Source organism: Rothia nasimurium (assembly GCF_004569295.1).
GTDB lineage: Bacteria > Actinomycetota > Actinomycetes > Actinomycetales > Micrococcaceae > Rothia > Rothia nasimurium_B.
Window position 1 is genome coordinate 1 of sequence record NZ_SPQC01000036.1, and the last position, 16,335, is coordinate 16,335.

A 16,335-nucleotide genomic window follows, 5' to 3' on the forward strand; every position below is an offset into this window, starting at 1 on the left:
AATAAGAGACAGCATAACCCACCCTGCCCAGACCACCAGGAGGCCCCCTTGTCACTCACTGAAATCCTCATGCGCACCGGCGCTTACGGGCCGGGCGATATCGAGTGGCTCCACCTGCTCACCAACGAGTGGCAAATTATTGCAGATACCGGCTACTGCGACCTCATGCTCTGGGCACCCCAAGCCGACACCATCGAGGGCTACTTCTCCCTGTCCCAGCCGCTGCCGGCGTCCGCTGGGTTCATCAACCTCGCCCAGATTCGCCCCTCCACCACCCACACGGTTTTTCACACCGACTGGGTCGGCAAAGAGCTCGACCCGGCCCTCTGCGAGCGGGCGGTTGCAAGCTGGAACAGTCAAACCCCCAAGACCCTCAATGACGAGCACAACCTTACCGATATCGTCCTGGATACCGAGTTCATTCCGCTGATACGCAATGACAGGCCCGTAGCCCTCTTGTCGGTCCACCGCGAGAGCCTGGGTACCCGGAAGCGCCAGAAAGCGGAACGGGTCTACCGCGATGTCTCTCACCATCTTCTACAGATGGTCTCGCGCGGTGCCTGGCCCGAGTTCTCCGCTCCTGTTGGAACGGCCAACGGCAACCCCCGTGTGAGCGACGGCTTGGTCATGCTTGATACGGACGGACGGGTTACCTACGCTTCACCTAATGCTCTGTCTATCTACAAGCGTCTCAACTACGCGGGTGGCATGCTCGGTGCGAGCCTACTCGATATCACCCGGGCCCTGCTACCTGCCGGTGAGAAGGCGGACGAAACCCTGCCCCTGATTCTTACCGGGCGAATGCCCTGGCGCGCAGAAATCAAAGCTAACCGCAAAAATGTCACCTTCCGGGCCATACCCCTGCGCCATTTTTCACGTCTGGGCGAAGAACGCTACGGGGCTCTGCTGCTCTGCCGCGATGTCACCGAGCTGCGTCGCCGAGAGCAAGAAATGATGTCGAAAGACGCTACTATCCGCGAAATCCACCACCGGGTTAAAAATAATCTCCAAACAGTCTCAGCCCTGCTTCGCCTGCAATCGAGACGCATGACCACCCCCGAAGCGAAGGAAGGCCTGGAACAGGCGATGCGCCGTGTCTCCACTATCGCGCTGGTACACGATGCCCTCTCCCAGGGGCTAACTCAGGATGTAGACTTCGATGACCTCATTAGCCGACAGTTTAGGCTTGCTGCCGAGCTTGCCTCGCCAGGGCAGCACGTTGCAACCCGGATCGAGGGGTCTTTCGGGAAGCTACCCAGCCAAATCGCCACCCCTCTTGCCCTCGTTATTAACGAGGTTGTGGCTAACGCGGTAGAACACGGTTTAGCTGGAGAAACCGGTACCGTGACCCTCGGTTGCCAACATCGCTACTTAGAGGGGCAAGAGCACAGTATTATCGTGACGGTTCAAGATAGCGGCCCCGGAATTAGCGCCGAAAAAATTAGAGAGCTAGAGGGAACTGGCGGCGGAACCGGGCTAGGGACTCAAATTGTTAAAACCCTGGTAGCCAGCGAGCTCAACGGCACTATTCACTGGAGTCTCGCTCCTGAAGGCGGAACACTGGTGACAATTGAAGCAGCCATTGTGTAGCTAAAGGAAGATCGCATAAAAAAGAGGGGCGAACCGGTAAGCCGGTTCGCCCCTCCTAAAGAACACTTACATGAAGTTGCTACTATGAGGCCCTGCGGGCTCGGGCAGCACGTCGCTTCATAGCGCGACGCTCATCTTCACTCATACCGCCCCACACACCAGAATCCTGGCCTGTTTCGATAGCCCACTGCAAGCAGGTATCCATCACAGTGCAGCTGCGGCAGACATTTTTGGCTTCTTCAATCTGAAGAAGGGCGGGCCCGGTGTTTCCTACGGGGAAAAAGAGTTCAGGGTCTTTCTCAAGACAAGCAGCACGGCTACGCCAATCCATTAGCATGCTCTCCTATAGGGGTTACCGGATTAAAGCTGAGGCAAAGTAGCTCAGCAACTAACAAAAAACCTGGCCCCTTTCCTAGAAGGAGCCAAACTTGAACTTCAATAACTTTCCCACGATATGGGGCGTCATACAAGGGGGTTGTGAGCGAAAATCTGCTTGAAGTGCTGAGGTAAATGTCACAGGCGGGTGCATAAAGGGGTGCCGGGGTGAGAGGTGACACTCCCGGGTGCCTATTCTAGATAGGAGACCCTTTCTTAGTACATAGAGAAATGAGATAGACGTGGCTTCTTCTAGCGTTTCAGCCCTTCCAGTTCCCGTGAAAATCTTGGTCGGGCTGAGCCTCCTTCAGGCCCTGTATCTAGTAATCACTGCTCTGATCGGAACTTTCGCTTCTGCTGATATTGGGGGAGCGTCAGTTATTGCCTCCTTTTATTTCATTATTGCCCTGGCTCTCGCTGTGGGCGCTGTTGCAGTGTGGAAAGCGCAGCGGTTTGGGCAGCCTCTCGTGCTTGTCTGGCAACTCTTTGGGGTCATCATCGGCGTTCAAACTACTCTGGGCGGAGATTACCTGGTAGGGCTAGCAACGGTAGGCATAAGCGGAGCTGTCATCCTGCTACTTTTTACCCGCTCTACCCTTGAGCATCTGGCTCCCTCACCCCGGTAGCCTGTTCATCGGGTAAGGCTGCCTGAAAAGCTGTAACAGCTGCATGATCAATGATGACTCCCCGCCCTGCCGGAAGCTGACCGTGAGTTTTAAGGTCGAGGGGGAGTGCCACACCCGGGTAGAACGATATATCTGCGGAGCTATGTGGGGTAAGGACGATGCCGGTAGAAGTACCGCTGAGGGCAGCAAGAATCGGTGAGCTACTCCACCGCGGCCAGGGAGTATAGGTCACGACAACAGACCCAAACTTTTCTTTCTGGGCCAGTAGTGTCTGCTGTATATCGTGGCTGAGTTTATCAAGGTCGTCGATGAGCAGAATGGGGCGGAGCCCCAGGCTCTCGCTCCGTGCAACAGCTTTGCTGATATCTTCTGCTGTGGTGCCGGTATCTGAGGAAATAGCAATGAAGAAATGCTCAGGATTAGCTTGGACGAGAGTCTTAAGTAGACTCGTTTTTCCGGATCCCCTCGGGCCGCTGACGCTGATAAATCCACCTCGCCAAGGCGGGGTAAAGGCTACCGAGCCGTTCCTGAGTACTCCGCAGGCGAGCGCGCCGGCATGGGGCTTGGCTGCTGGCGGGAGGGAGCTGACCGGGTAACGCAAGGGGAGCGGACGCCAGGAAAGCCAGTATTGGTGGGAGCCGCTCAACAGGCAGTTAGCGCCTTGCAGAGAACCGGTCTTTGGGCCAGTTAGCGGAGCACTGAGCTCTGTCCAAGCAAGTGTGCCTGCCTGCACTTTTCCTTCTGATACGTCATAGATAACCTTTCCTTCTATCGCAAATTGCCCGCTGCCCGGCAGAGTGTAATCCCTAGTGTGGGTACGGAGAGGGTCATTCTCAACAGCTGCTCGAGTCATAAAGGTGTGCTCAAAGATGTGCTGGTACTTACCTCGTACACCTGTTACTGAAGTGCACAAAACCTGAACTGTTGGGTGATCACCCAAGTTGAGAATCTGCTGCAGATGAGCTTCTGCAACCGGGTACCGTTGGAGCGTATCTAGCAGTGTTTCTAGCGTATCTATGATGAGGAGCTGGCCCGGGCCTGGGGCTTCTGCGCAGCAGGCTAGAAGGTGCTGAAGATAGTTGAAATCCTGGTAGGTAAAGACGTCAAACTGTTCTGCGTGTTCCTTGCTCCAGCTGCGTATCTCTCGTGCGCGCTGTTCTGACGGTGTAAGACATAATACGGCGTACCCTTGAGCGAGAGCTTGAAGGAGGGTTGCCCGAAGCGCAGGTATCCACTCATTGCTGCCTCCCTGCACTAAAATCGGGCCATCCTCCGCCGACCAGATAAAGGGAGTTTGAAACCCTAGTTCTGCTATCTCGTACTGGCCGAGCAATAAGGCAAAGGGGGCAGCAGACTCCGGCAAATCCGTATGGAAAGGAGCTGAGAGCGAAGCCGGAATTGGCTGATAGGACGGTAGCTGACGCGTAGCCTGGTAGGCCTGGTAGATAGCTGTATTGGTGGCATCGAGTTCTGCATCGCTCAGAGGTTGGCAACTGGTGGGCTCCTGGGAACCCAGTGAATCGAGCACAAAACGTGCTCGGCATCGTCCTTGGTGCTCTTGCCTGTAAAGTCCCGTGATTAAAGGAGCTTGAAATTCAACTATCTCATTATCTGCACTCCGTAGAAGGCCCCGCCCCGGGAAGCGAGCAGAGATATGAGAAGCTTCTTCCGAGCCTAGAACATTGAAAGATTCCTGGGCAGAACTTACTCTAAGGCACATCACCGTTGAGATATTTGCCCTGATATCGGGAGAAATTGCTCCCTGCGGGCGCTGGGTAGCTAGGACGAGGTGGGAACCCAGTGACCTGCCAATCGTAGCTATCTTCATCATTTCGCTCATGATGTCTGGGTAATCATCGACAAGCATGCGAAACTCATCGATGCAGATAATTAGCTCCGGAAAATCAGGCGCTGTGCGGGCGTTTTTGCAGAGGCCGATGTAATCGGCATAGGAACTGACGCCCAGCTGCTTCCAGACCTGCTTGCGGTGGGTAAGGTCTGCCCGCAAGAACTTCATAGTGCGCATGAGCTGAGACGCGTCAAGGTCAGAGGTGAGCGAAACACAATGGGGTAGAGACGCTAGAGGGCCTAAACCAGCACCACCTTTGAAATCTATGAGGACGAAAGAAAGACGCTGAGGCGGGTAGGTAAGGGCTGCAGACCATAGCAGGGAACGAAGAAGCTGGGACTTGCCTGAACCTGTAGTCCCTGCACAGAGAAAATGCGGGCCATGATGCACAAGGCCGAGTTTTAGGTCATCGTTACTTTCACAGGCTAGCCCCGCATACAGAAAGATCTCTTCTGCCCATAGATTCCCCGGCTGGTTACCCTCCGGCAGCTCAGGGAGAGCATAAGCAGGTAATTGAGAAGTATTCGTTGCTGCAACGCTAACTCTCTGGAGAAGAGAGGACGTAGTGACTCTTCCCAAATTCGCCAGGAGAGCACAGTAATGCTCTTCGCTGATTCCGTCTAAAACGATGTCGCGCCAGCTTGTTGACTGAGAAAAGAGCTCTGTGGATTCTTTATGAGGCCCTTTGCTGGCTAAGGGGATGGGGAGAAGCTGTGGAGGTAAGGACGGCGGCAGATAAGAGCACACCAAAAAACCTGTTTCTAAACTACTGAGCTCTGCAAGAGACACCGTGCACACGTTTGCTGCTGCAAGAAGCGGGTCAATGAGACGCAAAAACCAAGTAGCCTCCTGCTCCTGAACAAGAAGGTAGACCGGCTGATTCTGAGCTAAGAGCTGGCAGAGGGCTAAACGCTGGGTCGAAAGAGGAAGCCCAGAGACTAGGGGTGCGAGTGCTTCTACGCTTATGACATAAGGGGCTCCCTGGACTTCAGGGAGGCTCCCTAGCTCACGTTGCTTGCCTCTAATTCGTACTGGCCGGGTGCCGCGTCCTAGCACAAGGCCTGTATCAGCATGAATCTGGTCAGCCCCGCGGTAGCGGGCTATCGCTTGCTCTTCCTCCCGAGCAAGCTGCGTTATCTGACGGCGCACAGAGGATCTTTCGCGCCCCTGAGAAAAAGCGTGAAGTCCCATTAAGAGCGAGGACCCACAGGCCATGAGAAGAACAAGCCACAGCTGGGTAAACCAGGCAATCAGAAGGCCCACAATGAGAGGTAGAACCATCGTTGCTACCAACAGCAACTTAGACTTAGGCGCAGGAGCATCAATGTCTTGAACTACCGGGTCACGAAAGAAGGGAGCGCGGTACTCATACTGGTCAAGCACAAGGACGCTCCCACCCAGAATAAATTTTTCCCCTACCTCAAGTTTGCGGTGGGAGCCCTCATTTGAGAAATACACACCGCTAGCCGTCACCTCTAGGAAGCCCTCAACCGGTGCAAGCGCTGGGTCGTCAATTGTGAGCAGGGAGGCTTGCCTACCAATTTCCCAGCTACCTCGAGACAGAGGAAACTGAGAATGAGAATCTGGCCCGTGCACCACACGTAAGGTAAACAGGGCCTTCTCATCTGGGAAAGGAAGAACGGTTGCATGAGGCGCAAGGGGCAAGACAGTGAGCTGGGCACCACTAGTCCAGGGATGCTGGCCGGGAGTAAGCTCCCTGATATCTTGCCCCTGAACACCCCAACTGAGAATTAACGCTACCCCACACCTTAGAGAGTTCTCGGTGGACATCTACCCCAGTCGTGCCGGGCGAATAATCAAATTCCACTGTTCGGTAAGATCCCGCCGGTGGCTGCTGGACGCGCACTAAAAGCTTCATAAAGCCACCTAAGTCCTGGAGACCTGCCATTGCAAGGGCACAAAACGGAAAAACAAACTCTTACCATTGTTTTTCTGTCTTTCCGCGAAAAAAGTTGAGGTTTCTCTTCACACAGCACTAGCGCAGGGGAGGACCGGGGGAATAATCACACGATCTTTACAGCCTGTTAGCGGGTAGTAGCTGACTATATCCGGTACTTTTGTTATTAACTGTGTTTACCTTGCGCGCAAGGAACACACCGAAGTTAAGCTTCTACGCTGTAGTAGCAGAGCACGGTTGCCAGACTCCCCACGATAGCTGTGCAACCCCTAACAAGGAGTATGTTAAGTGAACGCTGATCTCGTAGTCGTAGGCTCTGGCCTCTTCGGCCTCACCATTGCAGAACAAGCTGCTACCCAGCTTGGCCTCAAGGTAGCCCTGCTCGACCGCCGTCATCACATCGGCGGTAACGCATACAGTGAAAACGAAGAGAAGACAGGAATCGAAGTTCACCGCTACGGTGCCCACCTCTTCCACACCTCTAACGAACGCGTCTGGGAATACGTCAACCGTTTCACCGGCTTCACCAACTACACCCACCGCGTTTACACCAACCACAACGGTATCGTGTACCCCATGCCCATCAACCTGGGTACTATCAACCAGTTCTTCAACGCTGCCTACTCACCGGCAGAAGCCAAGGCCCTCATCCAGGAACAGGCTGGTGAACTCGCAGGAACCGACCCCAAGAACCTGAACGATAAGGGTATTTCCCTCATCGGGCGTCCGCTCTACGAAGCCTTCATTAAGCATTACACCGCAAAGCAGTGGCAGACCGACCCCGCTGACCTGCCCGCGTCCATCATTTCCCGCCTCCCCGTGCGCTACAACTACGACAACCGCTACTTCAACGACAAGTACGAAGGCCTGCCCGTCGACGGCTACACCGCCTGGCTTGAGCGCATGGCAGCCCACCCCAACATCGAAGTTCACCTCAACACCGACTTCTTCGAAGAAGGCCACGAGTACTCACGTTCCAAGGTTCTCGGCCAGGTCCCCGTTGTCTACACCGGCCCCGTAGACCGCTACTTCGACTACGCCGAAGGTGACCTCTCCTGGCGTACCATCGACCTCGAAGAAGAAGTCCTTGACATCGAAGACTTCCAGGGTTGCTCTGTCATGAACTACCCCGACGCAACCCACCCCTTCACCCGCATCCACGAGTTCCGCCACTTCCACCCCGAGCGTGACTACACCAAGGACGCTACCGTCATTCACCGCGAATACTCACGCTTCGCAGAAAAGGGCGACGAACCCTACTACCCCATCAACACCGGCGCTGACCGCGAAATGCTCCTCAAGTACCGCGAACTCGCTGGCGGAGAGCAGAACGTGCTCTTCGGCGGACGCCTGGGCACCTACAAGTACCTTGACATGCACATGGCTATCGGTGCTGCACTCTCCATGTTCGACAACAAGCTCCGCCCCCACTTTGAAAAGGGCGAAAAGCTGGTATCTGGCGGAATCGAGGCCTAAAACTTATGCAGAACACCCAAGAGACCCCTATGAAAACCCTGCAGCGCGTTATCTTCCCTGAACGCGCCCAGATGGACACCGTATCGCTTTACGTCGATTCGGGTATCGCAACTGGCGTGCAGCTCTCCACCATGAACGGTGCCTTGAGCCAGAACGACTCTTTGAAGGACGAGAAAGCTCCGGTCAAGAGCAACGGCGGTTCAGCAAACGAAGCACACACTGAAGACTTCATCGGTCGTCGCTCCACCCTCGTGCGCCCCGGTACCCGCCTCTCCTTTGGTACCTACTTCAACGCCTTCCCTGCATCCTACTGGAAGCGCTGGACTGATCTGACCTCCGTCCGCCTGCATATCCAGACTCACGGCGAAGGCACCGTCATCGTGTACAAGTCAAACGCCCGTGGCTCGCTGCAGCGTGTAGACTCCAAGCGCGTAGAAGGTGAAGCCACCACCCAGTTTGACCTCTCGCTGAAGCCCTTCGGCGACGGCGGCTGGTACTGGTTCGAACTCGCCGCTGGCTCTGAATCTCTGGTGCTGGAATCAGCAGAGTGGCAGGGCGCCGATAACGGCAAGGCTCCCGGTCGCATCACTCTGGAAATCACCACCATGAACAAGCAGAAATTCTGCCTGAATAACCTGCGTTCTCTGGCCGCTAACCCCGAGGTGCTAGAGCACCTGCAAGAAGTTCTCATCGTCGACCAGGGCTCTCAGAAGCTCCAGGACGAGCCTGACTTTGAAGAAGTTGCTGCTACCTTACAGGGCAAGCTTCGTATTATTAACCAGGCGAATCTGGGTGGTTCAGGTGGGTTCGCCCGCGGTATGTACGAGGCTGTAGAAAATGGTTCTGACTACGCGCTGCTTCTCGACGATGACGTGGTTGTTGAGCCGGAATCTATTATCCGACTGCTCACCTTCGCTGATATGTGCCGTAAGCCTACTATCGTAGGCGGCCACATGTTTGATCTGTACAACCGTACCGTTCTGCACACCTTCGGCGAGGTCGTCAACACCTATCGTTTCCAGCCTGACCTGCCCCACCAGGACCAGTCCCTGGGTCATGACTTCCTGCACTCCAACCTGCGTAGCACTCCTTGGCTACACCGCCGCACTGACGTGGACTACAACGGCTGGTGGATGGACCTGATCCCTACCCAGGTCATTCGTGAAATTGGTCTGTCACTACCCGTCTTCATCAAGTGGGATGACGTTGAATTCGGCCTGCGCGCGAAAAAGGCCGGCTACCACACCGTCTCACTTCCCGGTGCCGCTGTTTGGCACGTATCGTGGATTGATAAGGACGACCTCGTAGGCTGGCAGGCTTACTTCCACATCCGTAACCGCATCATTGCTTCGCTGATTCACTCACCCTATGAGCGAGGTGGACGCCTGCTGCGTGAGTCGCTCTATGCAGACGTCAAGCACCTTATCTCGATGCAGTACTTTACCGAGCACGGTCGTATTATGGCGCTGAAGGATGTCCTTGCTGGTCCCGATCAGCTACATGACCTCCTTGCCCAGCGTCTGCCGGAAATCCGTGCTCTGACTAAGGAGTACGCTGACGCCCAGTTCAAGGAAGACGTCGAGTTCTTCCCTGAGCCGCGGATGGCAAAGCCCCCTCGCAATGGCCGTGGTTTTGCTGCTCCGTCTTACCGTACTCTTGCTCCCTGGGCCTTGAAGACTGTCACTAAGCAACTGGTCAAGCCTGTGCGCGATGAATATAAGCAGAACCCCCAGGCTCATATTGCTCACCAGGATAACCGCTGGTGGCGTATGTCCCAGTACGACTCGGCTCTGGTATCAAACGCTGAAGGTACCGCAGTTTCGTGGTACCGCCGTGACCCAGAACAGCTCCGTTCAAAGCTCGTCGAGTCATCTAAACTGACCGCTCAGATTCTGCGTGAATGGCCTACCCTGCGCAAGCAGTACGCCGAGGCCGCAGAGCGTATTTCTTCTATCGAAGAGTGGAAGAAGACCTTCGACAAGCATACGGAGTCAGAACTTACTCGATGAATGATTCGATGAATAAACAACTCGTAGCCCCCGGTAAGGGCCGTGGGCTCCGGGATGTTTTTGCTAACAGATTTTTGCTGAAACTTCTGGTCGATAAGGAGATACAGGTAAGGTACCGGGGTTCGGTGCTCGGTATTCTCTGGTCCTATATCAAGCCTGGGGTGCAGTTCGCCGTCTTCTATATCGCCTTAGGCCTTTTCTTGGGGCTAGAACGCGGTATGCAGAACTACGCCATCTACCTATTCTCTGGAATGATTGTTATTAACTTCTTCTCTGAAGGGTTTAGTAACGGGGCTAAAGCCATGGTAGTTAACGGGGCGCTCATCAAGAAGATTTATCTACCTCGTGAACTGTTCTCGGTTTCAACGATTTGGGTGGCTCTTATCCATTTCCTTCCTCAGATTCTGGTGCTTCTTGGCGCGTGTTTTGTAGCTGGTTGGAGCCCTGATCTGAAGCAGCTGGGGTCGGCCCTGGTCGCCATGATTATCGTGATGATTTTTTCGGCTGGCTTGGGCCTCATCTTCGGTGTCGCTAACGTTTTCTTCCGTGATTCTGAGAATATTGTGGATATGCTCCTGATGGTTGCTACCTGGTTCTCGCCTGTCCTGTACTCGTGGACCATGGTGCGCGATACCCTTTACCCCTGGGTCATGAACGTGTACATGATGAACCCGCTCACTGTGGCTGTTGAGCTCTTCCACTATGCTTTCTGGATGCCTACCCTTTCAGCTGAGTCTGCTGCACTGCCGGTATCTCAAATTCCTCCGCATCTTCTTACCCTGTGGGTACCTGTTGCCCTGGGTGTTTCTCTCGTGACCCTGTTCCTCGGTGACTTACTCTTCCGTAAGCTAGAGGGCAACTTCGCCCAGGAGCTCTGATTTACGTGGATATCAAGAAGTTTGATTTACCACCCGTGGCAGATAATGCTTCTGTGGTCATCAAGGTTGAGTCTCTGGTGAAGCGCTTTGTGCTACGCCATACTCGGTCGATGAAGGAGGCCTTTGTCTGGCTGATGAAGGGCCGTAAGGGAGACCTGAACGAGAAGTTCAACGCCCTCAATGGGGTTTCTCTAGACATCCGCGAAGGCGAGCGCGTTGCCCTGCTGGGCTATAACGGTTCGGGTAAATCTACCCTGCTCAAGCTGATTTCGGGTGTGATGCACCCGGATGAGGGCAGGGTGTTGACCGGCGGACGTATCGCTGGGCTTATCGAGGTTGGAGCAGGTTTCCACCCCGATTTGACCGGGCGTGACAACGTATATCTGAACGCTGCCATCCTTGGTATGAGCAAAGAACAGATTGAAGCAAAATTTGATGAAATTGTTGAATTCTCTGAAATTGGCAACTTTATCGATACCGAGGTTAAGTTCTACTCGTCGGGTATGTACCTGCGACTGGCTTTTGCTGTAGCTGTTCATACTGATCCGGAGATTTTCTTAGTGGATGAGATTCTGGCTGTGGGTGATGAACCTTTCCAGAAGAAATGTATCGCTAAGATTCGAGATCTGAGCGCTGAAGGGAAAACCCTGGTTGTGGTGAGCCATGACCTTGATTTGGTGGCAAAGATCTGTGAACGCGGAGTAGTCCTGGACCATGGCTCTAAGCAGTTCGATGGCCCTATTGACGAAGCGATTGAATTCATGAGGGCAAAATCCCACTAAGGAAGCCTTCCCCAAAAATGCCCACAAGCTAGATAGCTTGTGGGCATTTTTGTGCGTTGTTACTAGTCAGTAACTAGTTGTGTGTCAAAACATTACGATTATCCGCATGAGGTCTAAGGCGCTGTGGAAAAACTCTAGCCTTCATGCGTTATGGCTTGTCAGGTCTAACTTCATTGTATTCTTGTTGGCTGGGTAAGGGTGTGCGGGGCACAGTTATCCACAGGGTAGCCCTGGGGCGTTTGATTGTTTTACCTAATCAACTGTATCTTGTTTGGTAATTCATCGACTGATCGCAATGGAGCGTAAGGGGGACAGATGTCTATAGCGCAAGCAGAAGAGCTGGTTGAAGCAGACGTGCGTGACTTGATTCGCCGAAGCAGCATCGACCCACTCGTACAGCAGGTGGAAGCTAAGGAGCTCATCCAGCAGGCCATCGCTGAGTACGAGCGCCAGATGCTACGGGGCGTAGTGCCGCGACTTGAGAACGCTGACTCCCTTATCAGCTCCCTGTTCGACAAGGTATGCGGCTTTGGCGAGATTCAGCAGTATCTTGACGATAGCTCTGTTGAAGAGATCTGGATTAACGCTCCGGACGAGATTTTTGTGGCTCGTGCTGGAGAGTCTGAGCTCACAGGGCTTACCCTGAGCGAGGAACAGATTCGTGCGCTGGTAGAGCGTATGCTCAAGACCTCGGGACGACGTCTTGATTTGAGCACACCTTTTGTCGACAGCTCCTTGCCCGATGGTTCTAGGCTCCATGTAGCTATTCCTGATGTTACCCGCCGTCATTGGGCCATCAATATCCGTAAGTTTATTGCGCGAGCAACTCGCTTGAGTGATTTGGTCAAGCTGGGGTCTCTCAGCTTAGATGCGGCAAAGTTTTTAGATGCAGCCGTGGCCAGCGGGTTAAATTGCCTGGTCTCTGGTGCTACTCAGGCTGGCAAAACAACCATGTTGAACTGTCTGTCAGCATCTATTGGCATGCGGGAGCGCGTTATTACCTGCGAGGAGATTTTTGAGCTCAAAATTCCCCTCCGCGATGTTGTGAATTTGCAGTGCCGTCAGCCCAACCTGGAAGGCCACGGCGAGATTCCTCTCCGGCGCCTGGTGAAAGAGGCTTTGCGCATGAGGCCCGACCGCCTCATCATTGGTGAGGTGCGCGAAGCTGAGTCTCTTGATATGCTCATTGCGCTCAATTCCGGGCTCCCGGGGCTTTGTACTATCCACGCTAACTCAGCTCGCGATGCAATCACGAAGATGTGTACCCTTCCGCTCTTGGCTGGCGATAACATTTCGAGTTCGTTTGTCGTTCCCACCGTGGCTTCTTGCTTTGATTTAGTGGTTCACTGCGACCGTAATCTGCGGGGCAAACGGCAGGTGCGAGAGATTCTTGCCGTTGGTAACCGGGTCGAAAACGGGGTGATTGAAACCAGCACACTGTTTAGACGAGAAGGCGATCAGCTGGTATGCGTTGCTTCTGAGGTGCCTTCGCCTGAGAAATTTATTCGTGCTGGCTACGCCCCTGAGACCCTTCTTAACTGCGAGGGGGCACTGGCATGAGTGCTTTATTCGGGCTGATGTTTGGTATTGGTGCCCTCTTGATCTATATGTCCTTTTGGGAGCTTCCCGCTAAGGAGAAAAAAGAACGAAAAGTCCCGGCGATACAACAGCTGCTGCGCCAGGCAGATTTAGAAAAGTTCACGGTAGCTATGTTTTATATGGTTTCTGCTGTAGCTGCTTTTGTTGCAATGGTGCTGACCTTCGCGTTGACCTCACTGGTTCCTCTGGCTGCTCTCACTGCGGGTGTTGGATTCTTTAGCCCTCGGTTAGTGGTTAAGCATCGTGCCGCTCAGCGGCAGGCTCAGTTACGGGATTTATGGCCGGACGCGGTAGACCACCTGCGGTCAGCAATCCGTGCAGGTTTGTCGCTTCCGGACGCCCTCATGCAGCTCCAGTACCGGGGGCCGGAGCCCCTGCGTCCAGCTTTTACTAGTTTTGCTTCAGATTACCGCGCTAGCGGTGAGTTTCTTCCGGCACTGAACCGGCTCAAGGACCGCTTGAGCGACCCCACCGCTGACAATATCATTGAGGCCCTCAAAGTTACTCGCGAGGTGGGTGGAACTGATTTAGGTCGTCTTCTGGGGACCTTGAGCACTTTCCTCCGTGAGAACAGCAGGACACGCGCTGAACTTGAGGCTCGACAGTCGTGGACGGTCAACGCTGCCCGCCTTGCCTGTGTTGCTCCCTGGGTCGTCCTGGGCCTTATGGCTACGCAACCAAGTACGATCAGAATTTATAACAGCTTTGCGGGGTTCCTAGTGTTAGGGAGTGGCCTAGCCCTGACCGTCATCGCTTACCGGTTGATGATGCGTATCGGTGCTCTACCGGAAGAGAAGAGGGTGCTGGCATGAACTTTTCCCTTCTCCTCGGCCTTTTCCTAGCGGCAGGAGTCTGGCTGGTGCTTTCGAGTATCTGGACCCAGCGCCGTGAGAGCTTTGCAGACCGTATAGCGCCTCAGCTTCGTGCGGCGGAGCTTAAGAAGAACCGCCCGGACACACCGTATAGCACGCTACCTGAAGGTATTTACGGGGCGAGCGCTGCCCTCCTTGCACCGTGGGTTGAAAAGATTTACCGGAGTCTCGGTAAGTCTAGCTTTGATACGGTGGCCCTCGAAAAACGACTTACCCAGTTAGGTGGGCATCTGACAATCGCAGAGTACCGGGTGCAACAGGTGCTCTGGAGTCTCTTGGCAGCTACTCTCTGTATTTGTTTGGCGGCTGTGGGGCTCGCCCAAGGGACGGTAAGTTTCGTGCCGGGAGTCCTGCTGATTGTTCTGGGTGCCTGTGCTGGCTTCCTTGCACGCGACTATTGGCTGTCTCAGCAGATCGCAAAACGGGAGAAAGCCATGCTGGCTGAATTTCCTGCTTTGGCAGAGCTCATGGCTCTATCTGTTACCGCTGGGGAATCTGCCATCGGGTCGCTCGAACGGGTGGTGCGGAGTTCGCAGGGAGAGCTTTCTCGCGAATTCCAAACTATTCTCGCGATGACTCGTTCCGGTGAGTCCCTCGTGGTCGCTTTGCAAAGTTTTTCGCAGCGTACCTCGGTAGCAGCCTTATCCCGTTTTGTGGATGGCCTGGTTGTTGCGATTGAACGCGGCACGCCCCTGGCAGATGTCTTGCGGGCCCAGGCCCAGGACGTGCGTGATAACGCTAAACGAGAGCTCATGGAAACTGCCGGGAAGAAAGAAATCGGGATGATGGCCCCTGTCGTGTTTCTGATACTTCCCCTCACCGTACTGTTTGCGATGTTTCCTGGCCTTTCCCTACTGAATCTTAACTTCTAAACCCGCCCGCTTGGGCACCTTCTATCACACTCATATTCAAAGGAGAATCCCATGAAGAAGTTCATGACCGACACCTACCTCAAAGCCCTTCTCAGCCTTGTTGCGCCTCTGGCAAGCCAGGATGACCCTGAGCGCGGGGACGTGCCTGGCTGGGTGATGATTACCATGGAGTCTTGGGGGTAACTTCACGTTGCGTCCTGTCGTATCCATATATGTGCTCTGACCTGGGTAAATACCGCTTGAAACACTGACTTGAAGCAACCCCTTACGTCCTATCGTGCCCCTTTCAAAGTGGTGAGTTTATAGTGAGTTCAACACCCCCACCGCATTAGACACACCACGCCGCTCAATATACGACTTCTTCGTAGTCTTAAAATCATCATGCCCCAACTGCACACCTGCCGCCTCAACACCAAGCTCACGCTCAATCATCGTCGCCACAGAAGCACGAATCGTCTTAGGCGTCACCCACCCCAACCCCTCCGGTAGAGCCTTCGCAAAGTTGCTAGCGAGCACCCCATACTTCACCATCCCCCCGTCTTTCACCTGGAACACAAATCCTTCACCTGGCCCACGCGATACAAGGGTGAGAACCAGCCAATCTGGCAGTAGCACCGCCCGCACATGCCGGGTCTTAGTGAAAGGCTGGTAGACACTAGCCCCGGCGCTAATGATCGCTGTGGCACGGATAGTGCACAGCCCGCTCTCCAAGTCGATGTCCTCCCAGCGTAGGGCGATAGCCTCACCCACACGCACGCCGGTGCCGACGAGGAAGTCCACCATATCCGGCAGCCATTCTTTGGCGCGCGTCCAGTAGGGGTAGTCCTGGTAGAAGTCTCGCATGTGGTGGCGTAGCTGGGTGAGTTGTGCCGGGGCGAGAACCTTGAGCTCGGGGCGTTCAATTTTGATGGGTGGGGTTTTGAGAGCGGGGTTATCCAGTATCGCCCCCTGGCGTACCGCTTCCGCCAGAATCATCTTGTACACGTCACGTAGGCGGCGTGCTGTGCTGAGTCCGCCACGGGTGCGGTGGTTCTCTACCTTTTTGACTGTGGCTTTGGTGATTTGTTTGTCGAGCCAGGGGACGGTGATTTCGTTGAGTCTCTTGCCTCCTACGGGTTTGATGTGGTTGTCGATGATGGAGCGTGTTTGCCGCTGCGCGGAGTACCCCACAGTTTGGGCGTATTGCTCGAACCATTGTTCGGTGAAATCAGCGAGTTTGGTTTGGGCGAGGGTTGCTTCGGTTGGCTGGTGGTTGGCGATTTTTTCTTTGAGGCGGTTGGTTGCTGCGGCTTTGGTGGGGGCTGTGGTGGTGATGTCGCGGCGGCGTCCGGTTTCGTCGCGGTAGTAGGCTCGGGCTTTCCATTTGCCTGTAGCGAGTTTGGTGGTCATGATGTCCCCGTGGGTTCCGAGGGGTAGGGGTGGGCGCATGGGGTGGCCTTTCAGGGGGCGTGAGAAAACGTGAGGGTGGTTCGTGAGAAAGCGTGAGATT

Annotated in this window: 13 protein-coding genes; 10 read left to right on the plus strand and 3 right to left on the minus strand. The window is 54.6% G+C overall.

Going from position 1 to position 16,335, the window contains the following annotated elements:
• Positions 1 to 48 precede the first annotated feature (48 nt).
• Complete coding sequence (locus tag E4U03_RS09435; RefSeq protein ID WP_265588582.1) at positions 49 to 1,590, plus strand: sensor histidine kinase; 1,542 nt, start codon at positions 49 to 51, stop codon at positions 1,588 to 1,590.
• Positions 1,591 to 1,672: 82 nt separating this feature from the next.
• Here E4U03_RS09435 and E4U03_RS09440 read toward each other — a convergent pair whose 3' ends face one another.
• The gene (locus E4U03_RS09440) at positions 1,673 to 1,921 is read right to left on the minus strand and encodes a WhiB family transcriptional regulator (protein WP_135013289.1); all 249 of its coding nucleotides are present in this window, start codon (positions 1,919 to 1,921) and stop codon (positions 1,673 to 1,675) included.
• A gap of 286 nt (positions 1,922 to 2,207) precedes the next feature.
• Here E4U03_RS09440 and E4U03_RS09445 point away from each other — a divergent pair, with 286 nt between their 5' ends.
• Positions 2,208 to 2,591 (plus strand): hypothetical protein, encoded by a 384-nt coding sequence (locus E4U03_RS09445; protein WP_135013290.1) that lies wholly within the window; start codon positions 2,208 to 2,210, stop codon positions 2,589 to 2,591.
• Here the strand turns inward: E4U03_RS09445 and E4U03_RS09450 are convergent.
• Entirely contained in the window at positions 2,557 to 5,823 is a 3,267-nt protein-coding gene (locus E4U03_RS09450) for an FtsK/SpoIIIE domain-containing protein (protein WP_167752387.1), read from the minus strand. The two genes, E4U03_RS09445 and E4U03_RS09450, sit on opposite strands and share 35 nt — an antisense overlap.
• An 823-nt stretch (positions 5,824 to 6,646) precedes the next feature.
• On the opposite strand from E4U03_RS09450, the gene glf reads away from it, so the two are divergent.
• The 8 genes from glf (at position 6,647) to E4U03_RS13580 (ending at position 15,029) form a co-directional block, all read left to right on the plus strand.
• Positions 6,647 to 7,834 carry a UDP-galactopyranose mutase gene (gene glf, locus E4U03_RS09455; protein WP_135013292.1) on the plus strand — a complete coding sequence of 396 codons (1,188 nt, stop codon included), beginning with the start codon at positions 6,647 to 6,649 and terminating at the stop codon, positions 7,832 to 7,834.
• Positions 7,835 to 7,863: 29 nt separating this feature from the next.
• Positions 7,864 to 9,843 carry a glycosyltransferase gene (locus tag E4U03_RS09460; protein ID WP_228066111.1) on the plus strand — a complete coding sequence of 660 codons (1,980 nt, stop codon included), beginning with the start codon at positions 7,864 to 7,866 and terminating at the stop codon, positions 9,841 to 9,843.
• A gap of 8 nt (positions 9,844 to 9,851) precedes the next feature.
• Entirely contained in the window at positions 9,852 to 10,721 is an 870-nt protein-coding gene (locus tag E4U03_RS09465) for an ABC transporter permease (protein ID WP_416220629.1), read from the plus strand.
• A gap of 5 nt (positions 10,722 to 10,726) precedes the next feature.
• Positions 10,727 to 11,503 carry an ABC transporter ATP-binding protein gene (locus E4U03_RS09470; RefSeq protein ID WP_135013295.1) on the plus strand — a complete coding sequence of 259 codons (777 nt, stop codon included), beginning with the start codon at positions 10,727 to 10,729 and terminating at the stop codon, positions 11,501 to 11,503.
• 315 nt (positions 11,504 to 11,818) lie between these two features.
• Positions 11,819 to 13,063 (plus strand): CpaF family protein, encoded by a 1,245-nt coding sequence (locus tag E4U03_RS09475; protein WP_135013296.1) that lies wholly within the window; start codon positions 11,819 to 11,821, stop codon positions 13,061 to 13,063.
• Positions 13,060 to 13,914: a type II secretion system F family protein gene (locus E4U03_RS09480; protein WP_135013297.1), complete on the plus strand. Its 855-nt coding sequence runs from the start codon at positions 13,060 to 13,062 to the stop codon at positions 13,912 to 13,914. The genes E4U03_RS09475 and E4U03_RS09480 overlap by 4 nt, the downstream gene beginning before the upstream one ends.
• Complete coding sequence (locus tag E4U03_RS09485; RefSeq protein WP_135013298.1) at positions 13,911 to 14,846, plus strand: type II secretion system F family protein; 936 nt, start codon at positions 13,911 to 13,913, stop codon at positions 14,844 to 14,846. Before E4U03_RS09480 ends, E4U03_RS09485 begins: the two co-directional genes overlap by 4 nt.
• A gap of 51 nt (positions 14,847 to 14,897) precedes the next feature.
• Complete coding sequence (locus E4U03_RS13580; RefSeq protein WP_265588583.1) at positions 14,898 to 15,029, plus strand: hypothetical protein; 132 nt, start codon at positions 14,898 to 14,900, stop codon at positions 15,027 to 15,029.
• A 117-nt stretch (positions 15,030 to 15,146) separates the two neighbouring features.
• Here E4U03_RS13580 and E4U03_RS09490 read toward each other — a convergent pair whose 3' ends face one another.
• Positions 15,147 to 16,235 carry a tyrosine-type recombinase/integrase gene (locus E4U03_RS09490; RefSeq protein WP_167752388.1) on the minus strand — a complete coding sequence of 363 codons (1,089 nt, stop codon included), beginning with the start codon at positions 16,233 to 16,235 and terminating at the stop codon, positions 15,147 to 15,149.
• Positions 16,236 to 16,335 lie beyond the last annotated feature (100 nt).

Excerpts from the sequence above, each read along its gene's own strand:
- E4U03_RS09485 (WP_135013298.1), top strand. The coding sequence starts at position 13,911 with ATGAACTTTTCCCTTCTCCTCGGCCTTTTCCTAGCGGCAGGAGTCTGG.
- E4U03_RS13580 (WP_265588583.1), top strand. The coding sequence starts at position 14,898 with ATGAAGAAGTTCATGACCGACACCTACCTCAAAGCCCTTCTCAGCCTT.
- E4U03_RS09490 (WP_167752388.1), bottom strand. The coding sequence starts at position 16,235 with ATGACCACCAAACTCGCTACAGGCAAATGGAAAGCCCGAGCCTACTAC.
- E4U03_RS09475 (WP_135013296.1), top strand. The coding sequence starts at position 11,819 with ATGTCTATAGCGCAAGCAGAAGAGCTGGTTGAAGCAGACGTGCGTGAC.
- E4U03_RS09440 (WP_135013289.1), bottom strand. The coding sequence starts at position 1,921 with ATGGATTGGCGTAGCCGTGCTGCTTGTCTTGAGAAAGACCCTGAACTC.
- E4U03_RS09480 (WP_135013297.1), top strand. The coding sequence starts at position 13,060 with ATGAGTGCTTTATTCGGGCTGATGTTTGGTATTGGTGCCCTCTTGATC.
- E4U03_RS09460 (WP_228066111.1), top strand. The coding sequence starts at position 7,864 with ATGAAAACCCTGCAGCGCGTTATCTTCCCTGAACGCGCCCAGATGGAC.
- E4U03_RS09465 (WP_416220629.1), top strand. The coding sequence starts at position 9,852 with ATGAATAAACAACTCGTAGCCCCCGGTAAGGGCCGTGGGCTCCGGGAT.